This window comes from Sphingobium sp. GW456-12-10-14-TSB1, assembly GCF_059424385.1.
This window is the reverse complement of the sequence record NZ_JBWKZI010000005.1, coordinates 1-23,308: the sequence shown is the minus strand read 5'-3', so window position 1 is coordinate 23,308 and position 23,308 is coordinate 1. Positions and strand designations below refer to the sequence as shown.

The following is a 23,308-nucleotide window of genomic DNA, read 5'->3' as shown; positions in this document are numbered from 1 at the left end:
CCGCTTTCTATGTCGGGCTGGCGTCCCCCTGTCTTTGGCACAAGGATATCCATAAGATATCCATGAGATACTCATAAAGTTGTGGGCCTGGAGTGGCGATTCCGCGGCGCGGGCGTCTGTTTTTTGCCGTATGGAGAGTCTATGATGGGGTCGGTTCCGGCTGAGGGCGAAATGACACCCTAAGCGAAACGGCAAGAAGGGGTGGGGAGCGGACATCGCGCCCCCGCCTTGCGTCATCCTGAACTTGTTTCAGGATCCATCGGGCGATTGGTGCCGGAGCGTGGTGGCTCGTGCCGCCATCTCGGTTGGCCGATCATAAACTGGGCTTTCGGATTGATGGACCCTGAAACAAGTTCAGGGTGACGGCTGATTTGGGGTGGGGCGCGGTCATCCGTCATCCCGGCGCATGCCGGGACCGTGGGCAAGTCTTGAGGCGATAGCTATCGCCAGGGCGCCCGGACGTGAGGCTGCTTCTAAAGACAGCCCACGGTCCCGGCATGCGCCGGGATGACGACCATTGGGAACGTCTGCAACGGGGCGGATGCTGCCCTTCACCATTCCGCCGGATGGATGTCGATCAAATGGATCAAATGTCAGTGAGATCCTCAGGGTACATCCCACCGCGCTGGCAGAAGAGAGCCCATGTTTCCTTCCCCTGTGCGGTTACGATCATGCGAACCGGTAAATCGACTGCGAGCGCGATAAGGCCGAGGCGGACAAGCGGGCCAATGCTCCTATCGCTGATCACCCTGTCAGGGGTGTACCCTCCTGCCACGAGTGTCCATCCGGGCGTTCCGCGTTCGGTAATAGCCGGAGCGAGATGGCCGTCACGTGGGAGATCGGTATCGCGGCCCAGGGTGTATAGGCAGATACTCCAGAAGGCATCTCGCGGTCGTGGTGGGATCAACGCCCATTCCAGCGGGCCGGCATCATCCTGTTCGGGCGCTTGAACGGCTGCGGCCGGGTCGTCCCGGACTCCATCGCGGTACGCGCGCTCTAGCGCCTGCGCGATGGCGCCAGCAGTGTCGACGGCGATCCCGTACTTCCGATTGTAGCGATCCTTGGCGACAATGCCTCGGGCGATTTCGCGAAACCGCGCCTTGCGCCGGGGATCGGGACGCAGCCGTCCAGACGCCCCGGTCATGTCGTCACCGTGACATCAGGGCTCACGTTACCCCGTGCGCGAGCCACGATCCCGGCGACCGTGTTCTTGCTGAGTCCCAGGTCGCGAGCGATCCAGCGATAGCTCCGCCCCTCGGCGATATGCGCCAACACTTTGGGCGCGAGGCGGTCCGACTTGGGTCGCTCCCCCAGTTGCCGGCCGAGTTTGCGGCCACGTGCCCGCGCTGCAGCAAGGCCAGAGCGGACCCGCTCGCTCAGCATGTCGCGCTCAAACTGGGCTATACCTGCGAGCATCGTCGCCATCATCCGCCCATGCGGCGTATCGACCTCGAACGTCATGCCGCTCATCGCGACCACCGACACGCGCCAGCCCGACAGCCGGTTGAGTGTATCGAGCAGGTCCTGGGTCGAACGCCCCCAGCGACTGAGTTCGGTAACGAGGATCGCATCGATATGGCGTGCCTGCGCCAGCTTCATCACCTCAGCCCGCGCCGAACGGTTTGCCTTCATGCCCGACGCGGTTTCGCGGAAGACCTCGACCACTTCATAGCCGCCACGCTCGGCAAAGCCGGCCAGGTCGCGGAGCTGCCGTTCGCACGACTGGTCGGCTGTCGAAACCCTGGCGTAGATGGCGGCGCGCTGTCCCAATTGAACCCTTCTGGAATTAGGCCTCGAAAAGCCTTGATTTGCGTGGGGTCAGTGTTGTCCAAAACAGACTTCTGTTCAACAGGGACACTGCCACATGCCGAGACGCCACATCCTGAGCGCCCGGCAGCGGTCGGCGCTGCTTGACCTGCCGACCGACGAGGCGTCGCTGCTGCGGCATTACATTCTGGCGGATGACGACTTGGCTCACATCGACCGGCGGCGTCGGCCGGAAAACCGGATCGGCTTCGCCCTGCAACTCTGCGCACTGCGCCATCCGGGCCGGATGCTGGTGCCCGGCGAAGTGATCCCGCTCGCGGTATCCACCTTCCTGGGGGCTCAACTTGGCATCGCCGGCGATACGCTCGTCCGCTACGCCGTCAGGCGCCAAACCCGCCAGCAGCACATGGAGGTGCTGCGCTCTGTATATGGGTACAGGACGTTTCCCGGACAGGGTCCGCGAGCGCAGGCTTTTCGTGAATGGCTGTTCGCCGAAGCCGAACAGGCACGCTCCAACGACGATCTCGCCCGGCGTTTCATCGCTCGCTGCCGTGACACTATGACCATCCTGCCCGCGATCACGACTATCGAGCGGTTGTGCGCGGATGCGCTCGTCGCGGCCGAACGCCGGATTGAACGGCGGATCGCCGAGCGGCTCAGTTCCGCGACCTGCGCTCGGCTCGACGAGCTGACCACTGAAATGCTGCCGGGCGCGATCAGCCGTTTCATCTGGCTGCGCCGGATCGAGCCGGGCAACAATTCCGCCGCGGCGAACCGGCTACTCGATCGATTGGAGTTCCTGCGTGCGATGGACCTCGATGCCGGCCTGCTTGCCGGAGTCCCACCGCATCGCGTCGCCAGGTTGCGGCGACAGGGCGAACGGTACTTTGCCGATGGTCTGCGTGATCTGAGTGCCGACCGGCGTCGCGCCATCCTCGCGGTCTGTATCATTGAGTGGGCAACCGCGACTGCGGATGCGGTGATCGAGACGCATGACCGGATCGTTGGCCGCACCTGGCGCGAGGCGAAGCAACTGCATGACACACGGGTCGCAGACAGCAGGGGTGGGGTCACTGCGACGCTGGCGGGCTTCGCGGCGCTCGGCGGATCGCTGCTCGAAGCGCATGGCGACGGTGCGTCGCTTGACGATGCGATCGCGCGTGCGGCGGGATGGGAGCATCTGACCCGCCTCACCGCTACGGCCCGGACGTTGACAGACACGTTGGGCGACGATCCGCTGGCCCATGTCGATCAGGGCTATCACCGCTTCCGTCGCTATGCCCCGCGAATGCTACGCTGCCTCGACCTCGAAGGCGCGCCGGTCGCCCGGCCCTTGCTGAACGCGGTGACCGCCATCGCCACCAAAGGCACGCCCCCGGCGACTGACGATTTCCTGCGGCCGCATTCCAAATGGCGGAGACAGTTGCGAGCGAAGGGCGACGATGATGCCCGTCTCCGAGAGGTCGCGGTCATGTTCCACCTGCGTGACGCGCTACGCTCGGGCGACATCTGGCTCGACCGCTCGCATCGGTATGGTGACCTGCGCAACGTCCTGGTGTCGATGGAAGTCGCGCATGCTGCGAAGCTGGCCGTACCGTCTGATCCGCATGTCTGGCTCGCCGATCGCAAAGCCCGTCTTGCCGATGGCCTTGCCCGGCTCGGTCGCGCCGCGCGTAACGGCACGATCCCGAAAGGCAGTATCGAGGACGGCACACTGCGCATCGATCGCCTCACCGCTGACGCGCCGGATGGGATCGATGACTTGGTGCTCGATCTCTACCGCCGTCTGCCGTCCGTCCGTATTACCGACCTGCTGCTCGAAGTAGATGCCGCGCTCGGCTTCACCGAGGCCTTCACGCACCTGCGCACCGGCGTTCCGTGCGACGACCGGACCGGCCTGCTCAATGTCCTGCTCGCAGAGGGTTTGAACCTGGGCCTGCGCAAGATGGCCGAGGCTTCCAACACCCATGATTACTGGCAACTCTCTCGGCTCGCGCGCTGGCACGTCGAACGCGAGGCGATCGATCAGGCGCTGACCCATGTGGTCGCCGCACAAGGCGATCTGCCGATGGCGCAGGTCTGGGGTATGGGCACTACCGCATCCGCCGATGGTCAATTCTACCCCGCCGCGCGACAGGGCGAGGCGATGAACACGGTCAACGCTCGCTATGGCAACGATCCCGGCATCAAGGCCTATACCCACGTCAACGACCGCTTCGCGCCGTTTGCATCGCGGACCATCCCTGCGACCGTCAGCGAAGCCCCATACTTGCTCGACGGGCTGACGATGAATGAGGCCGGGCGACGGATCGAGGAGCAATACGCCGACACTGGCGGGTTCACCGACCATCTGTTCGGGATCAGCGCCACGCTCGGCTACCGCCTGGTGCTGCGCATCCGCGACCTTCCGTCCAAACGGCTCTACGTGTTCGATCCCGCCGCTACGCCGAGCGAGTTACGTCCGCTGGTGGGCGGGAAGGCGCGCGAAGCGCTGATCGTCTCCAATTGGCCCGATCTATTTCGCTGCGCAGCCACCATGAGCGCAGGGCAGGTCCCGCCAAGCCGCATCCTGCGCAAGCTCGCCGCCTATCCGCGCCAGAACGATCTGGCGGCCGCACTGCGCGAGGTCGGCCGGATCGAACGGACGCTATTCATCATCGAATGGATCCTTGATGCCGGCATGCAACGCCGCGCGCAGGTCGGCCTCAACAAGGGCGAAGCGCACCACGCGCTGAAGAACGCCTTACGGATCGGTCGCCAGGGCGAGATCCGCGACCGTACGACAGAGGGGCAGCATTACCGCATCGCCGGCCTCAACCTGCTCACCGCCGTCATCGTCTACTGGAACACCCTGCATCTCGGCCATGCCGTCGAAGCCCGGCGACGCGAAGGGCTCGATACGCCCGACCACCTGCTGGCCCATATCTCACCGCTCGGGTGGGCGCACATCCTCCTCACCGGCGAATACCTCTGGCCGAAGGGTGCCGAGGCTTAGGGTGTCATTTCGCCCTCAGCCGGATTCGACCCCTATGATGCGCAATATTGCCGGCGACTGCGTACATTCGTGCTTTCGAGTAGAAATAGCCAACATGACCTGATCGCGGTAAAGTCGGCGCTATGGCCAACCCCCAGCGCGAACTCTTCCAGCTCGATAGCCCGCTTATGGGCGAGATCCGGGGCGAGCGGTCGCTCATGGCCTTCCCCTTCTTTGCGCTTGCCAAAAATGCGTGGATGAAGCCGCTCGCCTATTCCACCCCCACCGTCCAGATCGAGGTGCGCCCCTCGGCGCGCGGCGTCGCGACTATCTATGACAAGGAAATCGTCCTCTACATCGCCAGCCTCATGGCCGCGAAGATCGAGGCGGGCATGAGCGTGAGTCAGGACTTCACCTTCACCGCGCACGACCTCTTCACCGTCACCGGCGCCAACCACAGCGCCCGTTCCTATTCGCGTCTGGCCGATGCGCTAGAGCGACTGCAGGGCACGCAGATTCGCACTAATATTGAGGCCGGGGGCGAGGGCGAGGAGGGTTTCTTCTCTTGGTTGTCCGAAGCGCGGCTGCAATATGCGCGCTCGGGAAAGGGCGAAAAACGGTTGAAAGCCGTACGTGTGCGGCTGTGCGACTGGTTGTTCCGCGCGATCCTGCGCGATGGCCAGGTGCTCGACTATGCCAACACCTATTTCCAGCTTGGCCCGATCGAGCGGCGCATCTACGAGGTCGCGCGATCGACCTGCGTGGAGGGCGCGCCGCTCGACCTCGACCTAGACCTTTTGCGCCATCAGATCGGCTTCCAGAACCCGTTGTCGAACTTCCGCATCGCCATGCGCCAGGTCGCGGCGACCAACGCCATTCCCGATTATGACATCCGCCTGATAGAGGACGCCCCTGCCCCGCCGCCGGCGCAAGGAGAAGAACGTAAGGCCGGACGCCGCCCCGCCAAGGGAAGGGTGATCATCACCCGCCGCCCCCCTGCCCTGCCCGAGGGGAACGAAGCGGGGGATGAAGACACGCAGGCCTGAAAACCTGTCTGCGGTGATTCGCGTGAACCCGGCAAATTTTACTCGAAAGCACGAATGGACGACCGAGTTTCTACTCGATAGCACGAATGGAGAACATCCATTCCTACTCGAAAGCACGAATTTTTCCCTTATTCCTACTCGAAAGCACGAATGATTTTCTGCATTCCTACTCGAAAGCACGAACCGGAAGGCCTTTTAGAACAGGAAATTAGCTGCGATCATATGCCCGCCCGTAGCGCTGTCGCTCTGCGGGCATGAAGAGGCCGGCGATACCGGTCGAAGGGATCATGGAAAGGGCGGCTGTGACCACATAAAAGAATACCCGGCACGAAGGCCGGGCATCCACTGGAGGTTGGAGCGACGTCGCCAAACGTCGAACCGGGTGCCTCAAAAGAGGTCAATCACCCCCCTCTCCTACTTCAGTTCTCCAATGGTTTCAAGGATGCGCGCTTCGCGCCACGCACTCTTTTTGTCTGGTGACGGCCTTCCTCGATGGAGGGACGAATGGGAACACTTGCCTTTGGCGAGGCGCTGGTCGGCGCGCTGGGTGGTCATGTCGCACGGGTGAAGGGGCATGGCCCCCGCAAAACCCGATCCGGCGCGCCCCACCCCACTGGCGCGCCGGTGCTGCGCGACAGCGTGGAGGAAGGGACGTTTGAGCATCTCTTCTTCACCCCTCCCGCCAAGGGTGAAACCGACCGGCTGCTGCGCGCCGCGCGCCGGATCCTCGATGCCGGGCGGCAGCTGCGGCGCGAGGCGCGCTGCGACGGTCGCGTCCTGACGCCCGGCGAACAGCGGCTCATCACGCTCACGGCTGCGAGCGTGCGCGTGTTCGAAGAGATTTTGACGCTCGCCCGCCTCAACAAAGGCCGCGTGTTCCCTAGCTACGACTATCTTGCCGACGCGACGAGCCTGGGCCGCGCCACCGTGGCGCGCGCGCTGCGCATCCTCGAAGGCATCGGCTTTCTCGTGCGACAGCGCCGCTTCAAGAAGGTGGAGGGCGATGGCCCCGGGCCGCGCTATGCGCAGACCTCCAACGTCTATCGCGCCTTCTTGCCTGACCTCGTCGCGCGCTATTTGCCACGCTGGATGCGCCCTGCCCCCCTCCCCGACGACGAAGTCCAGCGCGAGGCTGACCGGCAGGACGAGATGGCCGCAATGCGCGCCACACTCGACCCCCGCGAGCGGCGACAGGCAATGGAAAAGGGCGCGCTCGCCAAAGTGCTGGCGCGGATCGAGGCGATGATCGACCGGCAGGAGGTAGTCCCCAAGCGTGAGTCTCAAAATCATCCACAACCGCTCTCAGATTCCTTTATAAAAGAAGCAAACGGAGTTGGCCTCAACCGGCCAACACGTTAACTATGATCGGAAAAGCCAAATGCCGAGCCCACCACCGCACTAACCTCCCAAACCGTCAGCCTCAGACGCACCGCTTCGCGGCGCGAATGCTCCCCAACGGGAGCAAGCGGCTTGGGCAGCGCTTCAACGCGACTATCGGAACAATCGGGAGCTCATCCAGAGAACGATATTGGATAGCTACCGGATACCATCTGACATTACGCCTTTCTGACAGGTCGCGATAAACCACCATCGTCAGCGCCCTTGTCGAGGGCAAGCCTGCCTAGCGCGCTTTGTGCCCCAGGCATGACTGTGCTCGCCGCTATCCACCAACCGAGAGATGTGAAAGGAAGCCGGCACCGAAATCGTCCGACATGTGGGGAGGGCGAACCATTCCCATCAGAGCGAAGCCGCCAATAACGGACGCCTCATGATGGAAGCGATAAGCCGCGATAACTGAAAGCTATCCTATAGCTACACAGTAGCTATAGGATAGCTACTCGATATCCTTCGCCAACGCCGTCAGCGCTCGCTCCAGCACAGCGCCCAAAGGCACACCCATCTTGTCCGCGATCCGGTAAAGCGCCTCGATCGTCTCTTCGGTCGCCTTGATGTTGATCTGCCGATTGCGTCCTGTGGTGTGCCGGCGCGGGGCACGATGCGGACCGGAGGCCGGGACAGGGGAAGGGACGCGCGCTTCAGCTGTCCACGTCGCTGTCTCGCTTGCGGCTGCTTTCCCGGCTTTGCGGCTCGGAAAACCGACATTTTCCGCAATCTTGTTGATTGCGTCGGCAGGGACAGGCTTGGCCGTGCCATCGGACGCGAAATCGTCAAGGTCGCTGAAAGGATTGGCCCGGCTCATGCTGTTGCATCCTCCTTGTTCGCGGCCTTGCCGCGGCTCTTGCGCAGCCGCTCGATTACCTCGACCGCGAATTGTTCGGCATTGGCAATCGCCTTGTCGAGATTGGCGACCTCCCTAGGGTCAAGGGCTTCCAGCGTCTGGCGAAAGGAAAAAATCGCCCGGAACGCCTCGCGCTCATGCAACTGCGCCGTAAACATCGGCACGCCCGCGTCGGTCAGGCCGTCTTGGATATGCCCCATGGTCCGCGTGCGGATGATTGGGCTCGTCCGCGACAGCAGCACGCCATAGGGCACGGCGCGGCCCGTCATCTTCTCATGCTGTTTAAGTACCCGGATCGCCCGGCTCGCTTGTTCCGCATCGAGCTGCGATCCCTGCATCGGGATCACGACCAGGTCGGCCTGACTAACTGCCAGCAGCACGATCTTGGCCGCAGTGCCTTCTAGGTCGACGATGACGAAGGGGGTCTGCGCCGCTGCATCCTCGATCTTGTCGAGGATAGTATCCTCGTCGACATCGGCGATGATCGACAGATTGCCGGGCAGAGCTGCGTCCTTGCCCCACGCGGCAATGGGATGATTGGGATCGGCGTCGATGACCGACACTTTGGCCCCACGCGCCAGTTGCGAGGCAAGGAGCAGGGCGGCCGTGGTCTTCCCCACGCCCCCCTTGGGGCTGATGAACGCGATGGTTGGCATGGGACAGCGGTGTAGCGTTTGGATAACCGGGAAGCAATCCGATAGCTATCGGATACTACATCGATATCATTCAAACTATGACCGGATTGCTTTACATCGATGCATTCACCGCTTCTGTCGCGCCGCTAGCGGTGTGGCTCATTCCCGTTCCAGCGCAGCAGCCGATTTAACCAGGCACCCTGACAGCGAAATGTCTCAGGCTGCGGCTTGATTATGCATGTGAACGTCGATGGCTTCGTCGATGCTGTCGTAGAATGTCAGTACACCTTTGTTGAGGACGGCCCCGCGCGTGCAATAGGATCGCAAAGTATTGGGGTCGTGGCTGATCATGATCAGCGTTCCAGTCTCGCGCCGATAATGAAGTGCTTCCTCGCAACGCTGGCGAAATCTGTCGTCACCTGCGGCGGTGACCTCATCGACGAGATAGCAGTCAAACTCAATCGCCAGCGATATGCCGAATGCCAGCCTAGCCAGCATGCCCGCTGAATAGGTGTGTATTGGCTGATAAAAATAAGGGCCGAGCTGAGCGAAGTCTTCGACATAGGCGCACAGCTCTTTGATGTCTTTATCATAGATGCGGGCAATGAACCGGGCATTATCGGCCCCGGTGAGGCTCGACTGGAAGCAACTGGCATATCCTATGGGCCAGGAACAGGATACCGTTCGCTCGATGCGTCCGGAGGTCGGTGATTCAACACCGGATATTAATCGCATCAAAGTCGACTTGCCGGCGCCGTTTGCCCCGCAGATGCCCAGGCTCGTGCCTGTCGCAATCTGGAAACTCAGGTCGCTGAAGACGGTCTTGTGGAACCGCCGGATATGATATGTCTTTGATACATTTTGGAATGAAATCATTGTCTTTTCGCAATATTGCGTTCAGCAGAGCGATGTTTCAGGAGACGTGCTGACAGTGCCCGACATCGTCATCAATTCATGGCCTCATACAGCCATTGGATCGTATCGTCGATCGCATGTGGACTCCAGTTGGGAAGCGTCTTGCGAAGAAGCGTAGAGTCGCCGCCCAATACTTCCACATCGCCCTTGCGGACGAAGGCAGGATTAATCTTGATGTCGATCTGATGTCCGCTGAGCGCCGACAGCGTTTCGATGATGTCGCCGATCGATGACACGCTGCCGGTCGCGATGTTGACGACACGCGGGACGTCCGGGGCCATGACCAGGCCGACATAGGCGTCGGCGACCGAACGGACATCTCCGAAGTCGCGCTGCACCCATGTGTTGCCAAGCTCGATCACAGGGGCGCGACGGCGGAAATGATCGACGATCTTGGGCACCAGATATTTGGTGTCCTGTCCTATGCCAGTGTAGTTGAACGGCCGCGTAATGACGATGTCCAGCTTGTCGGCCCAGAGCTTGGACCCCAGCTCCATGCCGTATTTGCCGATAGCATAATGGTTGGCGGGATTAGGCGTCGCTTCTTCGGTAATTAGGCCCTGGGCATTGGGACCATAAATCTGGGCGCTTGATGCTAAGATGCATCGTGTCCCTTCCGTCTTGCGCGCCACCGCATCGAGCAGGTTGAGCGTGCCGATCTGGTTGACCGTGTAGAAGGGATGCCAGTCGGCGGCATGGACGAAGGCATGCCCGGCGAGATGGATCACATGGTCGAAATCCGCTGCCTGGATGGCCAGATCGGTAGCGTCAGGATTGGTAAGATCGACCTTGAGCGGGAGCGGCGTCGCTCCCGCCCGTTCAAGGGCGTCGGCAACGAAGCGACCGGTAAATCCAGTTGCCCCAGTCAACGCCACCCGCATTAGAAGGACCAGCCCGCAGAATTGCGACGCATGTCCGCCTCGACCATCAGCTTGGTCAATTCCTCTAGCTCCACGACCGGCTTCCAGCCCAGCTCACGCTCGGCCTTGCCGGGGTCGCCGATCAGCAGGTCGACCTCGGCAGGACGGTAGAAGGCCGGATTGATGCGAACCCGGGTCTTGCCGCTCTTGGCATCAACACCGATCTCGTTCTCGTCCTTGCCCGACCATTCGAGCGTGACGCCGATCTGCGCGAAGGCGAGCTCAACGAAATGGCGCACGGTCTCTGTACGGTTGGTCGCGAGAACATAAGTGTCGGGCGTGTCATGCTGCAGCATCAGGCGCATGCCTTCGACATAATCCTTGGCATAGCCCCAGTCACGCTTCGCATCGAGATTCCCCAACTCGAGCATCTCGGCCTTGCCATGGGCGATCTTGGCAACGGTGTCGGTGATCTTGCGGGTTACGAACTCACGGCCGCGCAGCGGCGATTCATGATTGAACAGGATACCGCTTGTGCCGAAGATATCGAAGCTTTCGCGATAGTTGACAGTCAGCCAGTGGGCATAGAGCTTGGCCACGCCGTAGGGGCTGCGAGGATAAAAGGGCGTATCCTCCTTTTGGGGGATCGCCTGCACCTTGCCAAACATTTCTGACGTTGATGCCTGGTAGAATCGAATTTTCTTGTTCACCGTACGGATCGCTTCTAGCAGATATGCCGCGCCGAGGCCAGTGATCTGGCCGGTGGTGATCGGCTGATCGAACGATACGCCTACGAAGCTCTGGGCAGCGAGGTTGTAGACTTCGGTCGCTTCCGACGTTTCGATCAGGCGGATCGCGGAGCCCATATCGGTCAGGTCGTATTCGACCAGCTTCAGATTGGGATTATCGGTGATGCCTAGTTCGTCGATACGCCAGAAGTTGACCGAACTGGTGCGACGATAGGTGCCATATACGGTATAGCCCCGGTTTAGAAGATTTTCCGCCAGATAGGCACCGTCCTGGCCGCTGATTCCGGTAACTATAGCACTTTTCGTCATGTGATGGATCCCCTACTGAATCGCCCGTCTAGTAGAGAGAATATGGATCAATGCCTAGGCAGTAACTTATGCGGGCCGCGCCGAAATGCTTATCGGTACAAGACAGACGTTCCATCCTGCCGAAAGGGACAGCTATAGTCGCATGTCAGCGCAGTTAGGGTCAAAACCCAATCAGCCTCTTGAAAATGCGCGTGTAGGTTGATTCAAGGTGGCTTCAAGCTGGATGGAGGCTCCGCTCGATGTCGCGCTCGTTGTTCTGGTTATCGGATGCTGCCTGGCAGGCGATCGAACCACACCTGCCAAAGAACCAGCCTGGAGCCCGGCGCGTCGATGATCGCCGGGTAATTTCGGGCATTCTGCATGTCCTGAAGTCCGGCTGCCGATGGTGCGACTGTCCTGCGGACTACGGGCCGTCCACGACGATCTATAACCGTTTCAATCGCTGGTCACGGCGGGGCTTCTGGACGAAATTGCTCGACGCCTTGGCCGAGGCGGGTGCGGTCACGAAGAGCACCGCGATCGACAGCACCTACATCAAGGCCCAGCGCTCGGCGTTTGGCGGAAAAGGGGGCGCCCGACGCAGGCCATCGGCCGTTCTCGTGGTGGCTGGACAACCAAGGTCCACGCCCTGACTGACGTGCTGGGCCGACCCTTTGCCCTGATGCTGACCGCCGGCAATGTCAGCGACGTGAAGGCTGCGCCGGCGCTGCTCGAACACGCGGGCCGTATGCGCTACCTGCTTGGCGACAAAGGCTACGATGCCAATAGCTTGCGCAAGACCCTGCGCGAGAACGGCACCAGTCCTGTCATCCCCGGTAGGCGCAATCGCAAGCGCACCATTCGCTATGATCAGCAGCGTTACCGAGGGCGTCACCTCATCGAGAACGCCTTCTGTCGCATGAAGGACTTCCGCCGGATCGCCACTCGCTACGACAAGCTCGCCGCCAACTTCCTGTCCGCCGTGGCGCTGGCCACTGCCGTCGCGTTCTGGTTATGACGGAATTAGAGGACAGCGCAGTTCATGAACGACGACCAAAACACGTCTGGCCCATACCTGCCACCCGGCACGGCGGTCCGCTACGACGGCCTTGAGGAGGGTGTCCCCGAGTATGGGACCGTCGTCCACTGCTGGTTCGACGACGAGATCGGCGCTCACGACTGCTATGTCGCCTTCTTCGGCGACAAACAGCCGATGGGGAAGCCAATCAAGAAACGGTATATCCTGCGTTATACGTCCACATCGCTGACGGTCATCGATACAGCCGCTGATTGAGTCCGAACCCTAGATGCACCCCATGGTGGTGAGCGTGCGGCGTAGCGCGACAGCATCGACGAATAGTCAGATCGCATTATCTGGGGCGATGTCGCCATCGGTCCGGCCCAGATAAAGATAGGTTCAGTCCGGAATGAAGATGGGGTCGATTTGTGCCACATATCGGCTGCTTTCGTGGGGGAAGCAATCAGTCCGGCTGCAGGGTCGCGCGCCGGCCAAAAACTAGTGTCATCTTTGCCCCATGCGCTCTAGGTCGGTTGCATGCAGACATGGAAGACATGGCGGGGGAACCTGATCCGCTGGATCAGGCCAAAGTCTAATGGCATGCCGGTACGTCGCCGCACTGCCGCACAGATACGTGCTGGCGATACCGCGCGGGCAGGCCAGAATTGGAGCAGGGCGGCGCATCATTATCGCCAGGCGCTGTCCAGTGAGCCGCGTCTTTATCATCTGTGGGTGCAGCTTGGGCACATGGAAAAGGAGGCCGGCGCCATAGACCGCGCCGCCGCCGCCTATGAAGAGGCGGCGCGTCTTGGGGCAGGCCAGGCCGAACCGCTTCTGCACCTTGGGCACATGGCGAAGGCCTGGCAGCAGCCCGATGAGGCCGCCCGCTATTTCGTGCGCGCCTTGCAACGCAAACCCCAAGATTTGGAGGCAATTTCCGAACTCGCGCGCGTCATGCCCGATCGTGAGGCCGTCGACTCAACTTTCTGGGCCGCCGCGCTCGCCGCGCTCGGCATTGCTCCAAACATGGTGCTGGATCAGGAGGTTGTAACGTTGTCGAACGCGCCGGTTCTGTTCGATGTCACCGACCTGCTGGCCTTTTTCGGCCGATCGCGCCTCCCCACCGGCATCCAGCGCGTCCAGATCGAAATATCGCTCGCATTGCTGGACGATGCCGCCGCACACAGGGCGGTCTTCTGTGTCTATTCAAGCAGCCGGCGCAGCTGGATCATGCTGCCAAGAGACATGTTCTTCGTGCTGTGCCGCCTCGCCAAGCAAAGTGATGACGCAGGCGATCCTGCTTGGGTGGCCCAGCTTGTCGGTATCTACCGGGCGATGGCCACGGCGCGCACCTTGCGCTTGCTCGCCGGCACCACGCTCGTCAATCTGGGCACATCCTGGTCGGATCGCAATTATCTGCTCGACGTGCGCACGTTGCGCGCCCGCGCAGGCATGATCTATGTCCCGCTGGTATTCGATCTCATTCCGCTGATCGATCCGACCTGGTTCATCGGTTCGCTGGTGCGCGACTATCGGGCTTGGTTTACCTCGCTGCTCCATTCGGCCGACGGGTGTTTGGCGATATCGCGAGCGACCCGGCAGGATCTGCTGGACAAGTCGGTCGAACGCCAAGCCGCCATCCCGCCCGAGACGGTGTCTGTGGTCGCGCTTGACGGTGATTTCCGGCAGAATGCCGCCGATCGATCGATCCTGCGAGACTATGCGCTTGGCACGCGTCCCTTCGTCCTGCTCGTGTCCACACTCGAACCGCGGAAAAATCACATTGGCGCCTTCCAAGCATGGGTGATGCTGCGCGACAGGCTCGATGAAGCCGACATGCCCGATCTAGTGTGTGTGGGCGGGCGAGGTTGGCTCAACGACGCGATCCACCGGACATTGCGCCATGACCCTGCCTTGCGCCAACGGGTGCATATCCTGCACGGCGTTCCCGACGACAGGCTGGCCACCCTATACGAAAACTGTCTCTTTGCGCTCTATCCCAGCTTTTACGAAGGCTGGGGCCTGCCGGTGTCCGAAGCATTGTCCTATGGCAAGGTGCCGGCCATCTCTGCCGTCTCCTCGCTGCCGGAGGCCGGTGGGCGCTTCGCGCGCTATTTCGATCCGCACGATCCGGCCACGATCGCCGATGCGGTATGCGCCCTGCTGGACAAGCCCGTGCGCGACGCGGCCGAAGCGGCGATCGCGGCGGGTTACAAGCCCCGAACATGGCACCACATCGCCCATGACCTGCTGGGGAAGGCAGTCACCGTTCAGCCACGGGGGGAGGCGGGCCTGCCGCTGGTCGGCGGGCCGGGTATCTGGTCCCTCCTGTCGGACAGCGGGATGCAGCATGACGATGCCCCGGGCGAAGTCCTGCGCCACGGGCATGGATGGGGCCTTCCGACCGCCACGGGGTGCCGGATTGCCGGCGACGATGTGTCGCTGTGGTTCCGCTGGGCCGGATGCGCTGGTGGGATCCTGCATATCCATGTTGCCGCCGACCATGGCGGCGCGCCGATCGGGATCGACATCCATGGCCATTCGTCGTGCTTCGAGGGACGGGCGGGCGAACCCCTTGTCCTGTCCCTGCCGCTTCCGGCCCGACCCGGCCCGGTCCGTATCGGCCTAGCGCCTCCCGGCGGGGGATGCGCCATCGCGAAGCTGTGCTTTACCTGCGACTGAGGATCAGGGCGGCGAGGGTATCACCGTACCAGCAGCAGCATGACATCGTCCTGCGGAGGCGCGGCGAGGATACCCTCCCGGTCGATGGGCTGGACGCCGCCGTCAAGCATGATGACCGACAGACTGAAGCCATCGGCCAGGATCCGGTCGATGAAGGCACCCGGATCGGCATAGCGGATCCGCGCAAATTCTAGCACGATCGTCAGCGGCCGCCCCTGATCTAAGATGGCCGACATGCCGTACCAGATCGTCATTTCGGACGTGTCGGCATCGATCTTGATGATGTCGGCGTCATAGAGTTCGGGATAGCTGTCGAGCCGCCTTGTCCGCATCAGCCGGGTTTCGACTGCGTCATCGCTCGATGTGGGATGATCAGCGGGCAGGAGGTGGCCATTTTTCGGTTCGTTTTTGGGGACAAGCAGAACCACGTCGGTTTCGGCATCGGCCAAAGCCTGTTCATGAACGGTCGCGATCCTAGAAAAACCGTTGAGCGCCAGGCTCTGCGCCATGCGATGGGCAAGATCGACATTGGGTTCAAAGGCATGGACCTGACCTGTTGGGCCCACAAGGTCGGCCATCAGCAGCGAGAAATAGCCCAGATTGGCGCCGACATCGACGATCTTCATGCCCGGCTTCACCAGCGTGGCGAACAATTCGGTCAGCCACATTTCCCAATAGCCATCAAGCAGCAGGTGGCTTGACAGGCCGACATCACGAGTGTCGATAATCATCTTGTATCGGCCCAGCACCCGGCACAATGATCTTTCCCCACCCAGATAGGCGTTCGCACAGAGCTCGCGAATGACCGCTTCGTTGCGTTGGCGGGGATAAGAGAGAAGATGTTCGAGATGGAACAAGCGGATACCAGCATCTTGCGCATGACTACGGCGGATGCGCTGCAAGACGCCGGCGATGAGGGAAGGCAATTTCATAGGGGTGGACCTATAGGGCAAAGCTGCCGGCAATGCGACCATGGCTTTGCGATCGCACGTACCCCGCGATATGATAGGCGGCCTGATGACAGAACATCGACGGGAGTGACGATTTTATATTCTAAGGTGCAGCGTCCCGCTGTAGAAGCGCCGCGATGACGATCGTTTCAGACATTGGGGAGTGTCGGCGTGGCCAAAGCTTTGGCCGACATACACGAGGAGGCTTGGTTGCTTATACTGCCCGGAGGCACACGGCCTGAAAACGTCGTACTTCGTTGACAGATAGAATCGATTTCACGCCCCTATTGCACGCAGCCAGCTTTGTTGCCGAATCAAAAAATCTCTAACATTTTCCCTTCATCGTAAGGTCTTGTATTTTGGATAAATTATACTCAAAAGCTGGATCGCGGCTGATTGAATGGACTAAAGAACATCGCAGCTGGTGTATCATCGTTCTTTTTCCAACACTTCTGGCGGCCTTGTATTTTTACTTAATCGCATCCAACCAATATCAATCGGAAGCGCATTTCGTCGTGCGTACGTCACAGACGCCGACATCCGCACCGAGCGGATTGAGTCAGGCGCTGACCATGGTAGGCGGCGCGTCGTCGGAGCGCGACGCGCTAGTAGTCGCCGACTATCTAGAGTCACATGATGCCGTGAATGCGCTGGAAAAGCGCATCGGCCTGATCGACCGATTCCGTCGGCCCGAAGCGGACCCGCTGTCACGGCTGTGGTACGCCAATCCCAAGCCCGAGCAGCTGGAGAAATATTTCAAAGCCAAGGTTGATGTGGACGTCAGCACAGAAACGGGCATTACGACGCTCAAGGTGCGTTCATTTCGGCCAGAGGATTCCTACCGGATTGTCCAGGAACTGTTGCGATTGAGCGAGGCGCGGGTCAACACCCTCAACCAGCGCAACTATGCCAACGCGATCCAGATGGCGGAACGCCGCGTGCGCGAGGCGGAGAACAATCTGGCGCAGACACAGCGCCAGATCACTCAGTTCCGCCGCAGCGGGCAGGACTTCAACCCCCAGGTGACAGGTACGTCGCGGACCAGCATGGTGTCTGAACTACAGGCTCAGTTGGCCGCTGCCCGCGCGCAGGAAGCTTCCATGGCCGCCGTTGTCGGGCGCAACAGCCCGCAGCTAATTGCTTTGCGGAACCGTGTCGCGGCGCTGTCGCGGCAGGTAGCCGCAGAGCAAGCCAAGCTGTCGCAGGGGCCGGGCAATGTCGCGGCGGGTCTGGGGGAGTATGAAGGCTTTAAAATCCGCCAGGAGATGGACGGCAAGCAGCTGGAAATGGCATCGGCCGCGCTCCAGCGCGCACAGGACGAAGCCCGACGCCAGCAGTTGTTCGTTGTGCCGGTGGTCGATCCCAACATGCCGGTAAAGGCGCTGTATCCTGAACGGACCAAGACGGTGGCGACGATCTTCTTCGCCTTGCTGCTGATCTATGGCATTGGTTGGCTGTTGCGAGCCGGCGTTAAGGAACATGCGGCCTGATCGATAGAGGGGGGTGCCCACCGCTGGTTCCAGCAGGCACCCTCACTTATCGCGTGGCGTTCTGGACACTCAGCACAGGCGCAAAAAGCTGACCGAGTGCTTGGACTAGCTTCAGAGGCTGATTGGCCGAAGCATTGCCGATATAGATCAAATCCTTGTCCCGCATCGTGAAGCGCTGCGACAGGAAGTAGTTTTCCGCCTCCATCATGTTGATCCGGTAGGCCACCGGATAGGCGATGTCCGTCGTCGAAGCGGGAATGCCCTGAGCCATCAGATCGGTGGCGGGGACCATGCGGAATATAAACACCGCCTTGGGATCGGCCCGATTGTCATTGGGGCCGCCCGCTCGGGCCAGTGCTTCCGCCAAAGTCAGCGTCCGGCTCTCAAAGGGAACCTGCGCAACGCGGTCGAGCGCGCCGAATACGGTGAAGGTGCGCGGCTGACGGATCAGTTCAATCCGGTCGCCGCTCAGCAGGACCAGATCGTCCACTGATCCCGCAACGATGCTGTCCAGCGCTTGCTCAGCCACGCGGCCGCGCCGAGTGAAGCGCACGATGACGTCCTGCGCGCCGGTGCCTGTGGCTGTCGAGGAGCCGGTCTGCACCATCCGATTCATTCCACCCCGTTCGGCGATTGCGTCCAACAGCCGTTCGCGAGCCAGTGTCAGCGGCATCCGGCCAGGGTTGGTCACGTCCCCCATCACGACGACGGCATTGGAGATGTTGCGGCGCAATGAGACAATGACCTGTGGGCTTTGCGACTTACCCCGCAGCGCCGCGACAATTCGGTCCTGTACCTGCGAGGTGGTCAGGCCGGCAACGGAGAGGGTTCCTGCATAAGGCAGGCTGATATTGCCATTGCGGTCCACCACGACACCGCTGCCACCGACGGTTTCGCTGCTGGCCGACATGCTGAGGTCGTTTTCCAGCATGGTGCCGGCGACACCTATATTCGCGCGTCCGCCAAACAGCGTAACGCCCACTTCGTAAATCTCGATCGCCAGCACGTCCCCAGGGCCGATCAGGTCAATGTTGCCATCTGCGGCCAGCGCGGCCAAGGCCCCGGCCTGATTTTGCGTGGTAGACAGGGCGTCAATATTGTCGGGCGCAATATCGATGATTTTGAAGCCCATTGCGTTGTGCTTCGCACTCCGTTCGACCTGGGCTCCAGTCGGGCCATTGCGCGGCAGGGTCGCGCACCCGCTCAGGCACGTCGCCGTAAGTAGGATGACCCCTGGACGGATCCATTGCGTCCCGCGCTTAAGATACATGCTATTACTCCAATGCCGTTATCAGGCTATGCTTCGCCCAAGGTTAAAAGCGCTTGAGGCGTCTAGCGTCTGCAGATGCCTTGGTAAAGTTGGCCTATGCGCTCTGAAAATCTGATCAGGGAAAACTTGTCAGCCTGTATGGGCCCATGTTGCGTTAGCCTGTTGCGCAACATGGAATCGCCGTCCAATCTGCGTATTCCGTCAACCATGGCATCAATGTCATAGGGGTCGATGGTCAGGGCCGCACCACCGGTGATTTCGGGCAAGGCTCCGGTCGTGCTGGCCAGCAGCGGCACCCCAGCAGCCAGCGCTTCGAGCGCGGGTAGGCCGAAGCCTTCATAAAGACCCGGAAATAGACATGCCTTAGCACCGTGTAACAGATCAGTTAGCAGGGTGCGCGGGATGTAGTCGATGCGCCGGATACGATCGACACCGGGCAGCTTTCTGCCATGGGCGGCGCCTAGCAGCTTGAGTTCCCGGTCGGCATGCCAAGCCTCGGCCCCGACGATCACCAGGGGGGTGGCGATATTCGCTTCGAGATAGGCCTGAATGAGGCGGCCGAGATTCTTCTTGGGCTCAATCGCGCCAAAATATAGGAGATAATCCTTCATCTTGAGGTCGAACAACTGATGCAGGCGATTGGGCAAGGCAGCTGGATCGCGCAGCGCAGGCATGTCGCTGCTCTGGTAGCAGTTGGTGATCCGCGCCGGATCGGCCTGAAGCAGTTCGATAATGTCGGCACGGGACTTTTCCGACACGGTGACGATATGGTCCGCCTGCCCCACGCAAGCACGGACCAATTTGTCATAATAGCGCTTGTCCTCCAGACTGGACTGCGGCAGCCGCAACGGCACCAGATCATGCAGGGTGTAGATATTGCGCGCGCCAGCCAAGCGGATGGGCAGTGGATAGGTCCAGTGCATGATAGCGGGCGGATCGGGCACTCTGACGGTCATGAACTTGTCGTAGCGGCGAAAATGGCGGGCGCAGATGTCGAACAGTTCCGCCCGGTTGAATAGCCGGTCAAACGACGGCAGGCGATCGCTGCCTTGCTGCGACACGGTGCGTCCGGCGACGGATATTCGGGTCATATCGTGGGTGAAGGGATGTACGCGCCAGCGTCGTATCCGCCGCCGCATGGTCAGGCGATGAGGCGGATCAGCACCCAATTGCCCAAAGAATAGCGACTCCCGCAGCTCATCGCCCGCCTTGCGTGGGATGTTCAGACCGAACAACAGGTCTACTCGATATCCAAGCACAGCGATTGCCGCCGCCAGGTTCCGTCCATAGGTCGCAACGCCCGTACCTTGGGGCAGTGCCATATTATAGCCATCAATGCCAATGCGCAGCTTGGCTGGTACAATCTCAGTCATGCCATTCCATACAGGTTCGCGAGCCGCTGTGCATAGGATTCCAGTCCAAAATATCGCGATCTTTCCAGCCCGGCGCGGACTAGCTTCTCCCTTAGCGCGGCGTCGCCATCGATCGTGGCTAAGCCATGGCGCAGCGCCGCCGGATCACGCGGATCAATCAGCAGCGTCGCGCCGCCGCCTACTTCGGTGAGCGCCGGGATGTTGGCGGACAAAACGGCCGTTCCCAGACCCATGGCTTCGGCAACCGGAACCCCGAAGCCTTCGGCCAGCGATACTAGGATGAGGGCGCGCGCCGAAGCGATGAGCCGGAGCACGGCATCCCGCGGTTGCAGCCCTAGGCGGATCGCCCCGGGGGTGTCCTGTATCCGGGCGGTGATATGTTCGGCATCTAGGCCATCAGGACCGGATATGACTAGTGGTGTCGTGATGCCGCTCGCCCGGTAGGCATCGAGCAGGGCGACCAGATTCTTTCGGGCTTCTACCGCGCCGACATAGAGCAGATAGCCGCCCGCCTGCAGTCCGGCGGGCAGGGTGTCGCGCCCTTTCACCGCCATATCGTCAATGTCGACGCCCTGGTGACAGATTGCCACCTTGCCGGGTGGCCAGCCGGTGGCTTCCACTATGGCCTGGCGCGCGGCGTTCGACACGGTGACGAAGGAGCCTCCTGACGCCGCCAAGCCGTCCAGTACCGCCCGCAGCCGACGTCCGTCGACAGGCGTCGGGATGTCGGAATCAAGCGGCATAGCATCATGCACGGTGTAGATGTTGCGCCACCCGCATATGCGCATGGGCAAGGGATAGCTCCAGTGCATGATGCCCGTTGGTCCAGGCAGGCGCAGCGGCATGATCCGCCCATAGATACTGAAAAACACATAGGCTTCACGGAAAATGTCGTAGGCCCGGTAGCCGCCCGGCGTGATGGTGGCTCCGCGGGGCCAAGGACGCAGCGCTGCCGCCCATTTTGCGGGGCGTGACCTGCGCGCAGTGCGTTCGCCGTCGCTCAGGATCAGCGGCGCTCTGCCTGCCAACCGCAACGCCTGCACCAAGGTCCGGGCATATTGCCCGACCCCGGTGCCCGCGCCGCCATCTTCCAGCAGCCTGCCGTCGATGCAGACAGGGACGTCCGTTGATCCAGCCATCATGATCGTCGCAGCGCCGTGTTGCGGGAATGCGACGTCAGGATGTCAGGTCCACCAGGCTCATGGCTTCGTACAGTTCCTGTCGCGCGACCAAATTCTCCGGGGTCGCATAACCGATGGAGCGCAGCCCGATGACGAAATCACGATTGTCGCCCTCATATCGAGGGTAGGGGCCGGTCACGTCGAAGCGCAACTGGATCGCGCCGTCGTCACCCGCCTTGGTCACCAACCTGATGACCTGGCCCGTGGCCACTTCCTGTAGCCGGATCGCTCTCATCGCGTCATTTTCTGCGTTGAAGATCGTCAGCATGCAATCTTGGCTACTTGGTGCCACCGACACCTGTAAATAGACCAGCAGCGAGGCGCCTGCCGTCATGCCGGTAAGGATACTGAAGCTGGGATTGGAACCTTTCATCCAAACCCCATGGTCTTCCGATCCGTAGAGATGGGCGGATTCGATCAGGATGCGCCTCGGGATGTCGAAATATGATTTGATATCGATTGTACTGCCGGCCTTGGTCCGTAGCGAAAGCACTTTGCCTTCCTCCAGACTGGTCTGAAACGGTATGATATCAGCGGCTTGATAGAATTTGACCTTACTAAGAAAATTACTACCTACATCCTGCCATGTTGTTGGAACGAACTGGTCGCGGATCATCTTGGCACGGGCATCGCGATAGCCTTTGTCTGTTATCATCCGCCGGAATATCTCGATGCCTTGGGTCAGGTTGAAGGGATCGACATATTCAACCAAGTCGCCGCCGACTTCCGGAATGGACGATGTGTCAGAAGCGATGCAGGGTCGGCCATGCAACAGGCTTTCGCCCACCGGCAGGCCCCAGCCTTCGACAAAGCTGGTGAACACCGAAAACTCGCAATTAGCATATACTGCGTTCAGTTCGCCGTCAGACAGGTTGTGGGCAATATGCAGGCGGCCATTCAGGTTGTTCGTGGCCTTGAGCACATCCATGAGACCGCTGATCTTCCAACCATGCCGCCCCACGAAGACGAGATCGGGAACATCCACCCCCTCGGCCATCAGGCGCCGCCAGACATTGACCACATAGAGATGGTTCTTGCGCGCTTCGATCGTCGAGACATAGAGAACATAGCGCTTGCCCTTCACCTGGCGCAGCTGCTCGGGCCACTCAACCGCGTCGTCTGCGGATTGGGTCAGGTGATGGGCCAGCGGCACGGTCTGCATCGGTATGGGACGGCCGCCATTTTTAGCGATAAACTCCGCTAGAGCAAAGCGTGACGCATCGGAAATGGTCAGAATGAAGTCGGCAACCGCGCATAGCTCGCAGATCGCCATCGAAAAATCGGTGACTAATGCCTCGTCGCAGAATTCGGGGTGGGTGACAGGGATGATGTCATAGACATAGGCCCCGATCCGCACGCCATCGCGTTTGGACCGGATGAATTCCCGGATGCTGTTGCCCAGTCCCCAGAAGGCGCCCAGCAGGATGATCGTGCTGCCATGCGACGGGCGCACCCGGACGGCGTCATTCTCGCAGGATAGTATCATGGCGCGCAGGATGTCATGGTCAACCTGCTTGCCCGACGCATAGTCTATGATGCGCAGCACTTCGGCATTGTCGGCCATCCAGAACTCGCCGGCGGGCAGCACATGTTCAAGCGCATTGCCGACGATGAAGCGGGCATCGACGCCCTCATCCTTGATGGCGTGCAGCGCGATGCCGGCCTGAACCCGCTGAATCCCCGACATGGTGACATGTGCCTTCAGATAGCCGAATAAATCCTGGATCGCGAAAAAGACGGTCCCTTCACCTATTTCCTCGGCTGCGCTGACTTTGTTGTCCTTGCGCAGCAAGCGGATGTTGCGGATGGCTTCGGCGTTGGGCGTAACGTTGTTAACGCGTTGATAGGCGGCCAGTGCCTCCTCCAGGCGG

At 61.0% G+C, this 23,308-nt stretch carries 19 protein-coding genes; 7 read left to right on the top strand and 12 right to left on the bottom strand.

All coding sequences use genetic code 11. The features are described 5' to 3' along the window. Positions 1-586 precede the first annotated feature (586 nt). Together AC07X9_RS24015 and AC07X9_RS24010 are read right to left on the bottom strand one after the other, a co-directional pair. Complete coding sequence (locus AC07X9_RS24015) at positions 587-1,144, bottom strand: hypothetical protein (protein ID WP_004213004.1); 558 nt, start codon at positions 1,142-1,144, stop codon at positions 587-589. Continuing rightward, a complete protein-coding gene (locus AC07X9_RS24010) occupies positions 1,141-1,770 on the bottom strand; it encodes a recombinase family protein (RefSeq protein WP_004213007.1) in 630 nt (209 codons plus the stop codon). Before AC07X9_RS24010 ends, AC07X9_RS24015 begins: the two co-directional genes overlap by 4 nt. A gap of 94 nt (positions 1,771-1,864) precedes the next feature. Between AC07X9_RS24010 and AC07X9_RS24005 the strand changes: the two genes are divergently transcribed. The 3 genes from AC07X9_RS24005 (at position 1,865) to AC07X9_RS23995 (ending at position 7,146) form a co-directional block, all read left to right on the top strand. After that, on the top strand, positions 1,865-4,762 hold the full coding sequence (locus tag AC07X9_RS24005) for a Tn3 family transposase (protein WP_086486001.1): 2,898 nt from the start codon (positions 1,865-1,867) through the stop codon (positions 4,760-4,762). Between the two features lie 122 nt (positions 4,763-4,884). Further along, positions 4,885-5,787 (top strand): replication initiator protein A, encoded by a 903-nt coding sequence (locus AC07X9_RS24000; protein ID WP_086486478.1) that lies wholly within the window; start codon positions 4,885-4,887, stop codon positions 5,785-5,787. 504 nt (positions 5,788-6,291) lie between these two features. After that, positions 6,292-7,146, top strand: coding sequence for a helix-turn-helix domain-containing protein (locus AC07X9_RS23995; RefSeq protein ID WP_086486479.1), 855 nt, complete (start codon positions 6,292-6,294; stop codon positions 7,144-7,146). Positions 7,147-7,621: 475 nt separating this feature from the next. On the opposite strand, the gene AC07X9_RS23990 is transcribed toward AC07X9_RS23995, so the two are convergent. The 5 genes from AC07X9_RS23990 to gmd form a co-directional block, all read right to left on the bottom strand. Then, positions 7,622-7,987 carry a hypothetical protein gene (locus tag AC07X9_RS23990; RefSeq protein ID WP_086486480.1) on the bottom strand — a complete coding sequence of 122 codons (366 nt, stop codon included), beginning with the start codon at positions 7,985-7,987 and terminating at the stop codon, positions 7,622-7,624. Next, positions 7,984-8,682 (bottom strand): nucleotide-binding protein, encoded by a 699-nt coding sequence (locus tag AC07X9_RS23985; protein WP_086486481.1) that lies wholly within the window; start codon positions 8,680-8,682, stop codon positions 7,984-7,986. Before AC07X9_RS23985 ends, AC07X9_RS23990 begins: the two co-directional genes overlap by 4 nt. Before the next feature lie 195 nt (positions 8,683-8,877). After that, positions 8,878-9,537 carry an ABC transporter ATP-binding protein gene (locus AC07X9_RS23980; protein ID WP_086486482.1) on the bottom strand — a complete coding sequence of 220 codons (660 nt, stop codon included), beginning with the start codon at positions 9,535-9,537 and terminating at the stop codon, positions 8,878-8,880. 71 nt (positions 9,538-9,608) lie between these two features. Then, the gene (locus AC07X9_RS23975; protein WP_176342175.1) at positions 9,609-10,445 is read right to left on the bottom strand and encodes a GDP-mannose 4,6-dehydratase; all 837 of its coding nucleotides are present in this window, start codon (positions 10,443-10,445) and stop codon (positions 9,609-9,611) included. A gap of 11 nt (positions 10,446-10,456) precedes the next feature. Next, a complete protein-coding gene (gene gmd, locus AC07X9_RS23970) occupies positions 10,457-11,494 on the bottom strand; it encodes a GDP-mannose 4,6-dehydratase (RefSeq protein WP_086486484.1) in 1,038 nt (345 codons plus the stop codon). 239 nt (positions 11,495-11,733) lie between these two features. On the opposite strand from gmd, the gene AC07X9_RS23965 reads away from it, so the two are divergent. The 3 genes from AC07X9_RS23965 to AC07X9_RS23955 all read left to right on the top strand — a co-directional run bounded on the left by AC07X9_RS23965 (position 11,734) and on the right by AC07X9_RS23955 (position 15,173). Beyond that, a protein-coding gene (locus tag AC07X9_RS23965) for an IS5 family transposase (RefSeq protein ID WP_140159655.1) occupies positions 11,734-12,491 on the top strand; the annotation gives its coding sequence in 2 pieces (ribosomal slippage) (positions 11,734-12,073 and positions 12,073-12,491; 759 coding nt in all). A 24-nt stretch (positions 12,492-12,515) separates the two neighbouring features. Beyond that, positions 12,516-12,767 carry a hypothetical protein gene (locus AC07X9_RS23960; RefSeq protein WP_086486485.1) on the top strand — a complete coding sequence of 84 codons (252 nt, stop codon included), beginning with the start codon at positions 12,516-12,518 and terminating at the stop codon, positions 12,765-12,767. 261 nt (positions 12,768-13,028) lie between these two features. Beyond that, on the top strand, positions 13,029-15,173 hold the full coding sequence (locus AC07X9_RS23955) for a glycosyltransferase family 4 protein (protein WP_086486486.1): 2,145 nt from the start codon (positions 13,029-13,031) through the stop codon (positions 15,171-15,173). Between the two features lie 20 nt (positions 15,174-15,193). Here the strand turns inward: AC07X9_RS23955 and AC07X9_RS23950 are convergent, their stop codons facing one another. Continuing rightward, positions 15,194-16,105, bottom strand: coding sequence for an FkbM family methyltransferase (locus AC07X9_RS23950; protein WP_086486487.1), 912 nt, complete (start codon positions 16,103-16,105; stop codon positions 15,194-15,196). Positions 16,106-16,482: 377 nt separating this feature from the next. On the opposite strand from AC07X9_RS23950, the gene AC07X9_RS23945 reads away from it, so the two are divergent. Then, positions 16,483-17,613 carry a KpsE/RkpR family capsule polysaccharide export protein gene (locus AC07X9_RS23945; RefSeq protein WP_176342176.1) on the top strand — a complete coding sequence of 377 codons (1,131 nt, stop codon included), beginning with the start codon at positions 16,483-16,485 and terminating at the stop codon, positions 17,611-17,613. A 46-nt stretch (positions 17,614-17,659) separates the two neighbouring features. On the opposite strand, the gene AC07X9_RS23940 is transcribed toward AC07X9_RS23945, so the two are convergent. From AC07X9_RS23940 to AC07X9_RS23925, 4 genes are all read right to left on the bottom strand, one after another. Further along, positions 17,660-18,745 carry a polysaccharide biosynthesis/export family protein gene (locus AC07X9_RS23940; protein ID WP_254908192.1) on the bottom strand — a complete coding sequence of 362 codons (1,086 nt, stop codon included), beginning with the start codon at positions 18,743-18,745 and terminating at the stop codon, positions 17,660-17,662. A gap of 200 nt (positions 18,746-18,945) precedes the next feature. Further along, positions 18,946-20,256 carry a glycosyltransferase family 4 protein gene (locus tag AC07X9_RS23935; RefSeq protein ID WP_086486489.1) on the bottom strand — a complete coding sequence of 437 codons (1,311 nt, stop codon included), beginning with the start codon at positions 20,254-20,256 and terminating at the stop codon, positions 18,946-18,948. Beyond that, positions 20,253-21,398 (bottom strand): glycosyltransferase family 4 protein, encoded by a 1,146-nt coding sequence (locus AC07X9_RS23930; RefSeq protein WP_086486490.1) that lies wholly within the window; start codon positions 21,396-21,398, stop codon positions 20,253-20,255. The genes AC07X9_RS23935 and AC07X9_RS23930 overlap by 4 nt, the downstream gene beginning before the upstream one ends. Positions 21,399-21,432: 34 nt before the next feature. Further along, positions 21,433-23,308: glycosyltransferase family 4 protein (locus tag AC07X9_RS23925; protein WP_495198006.1), on the bottom strand; the 1,876-nt coding region annotated here is incomplete at its 5' end.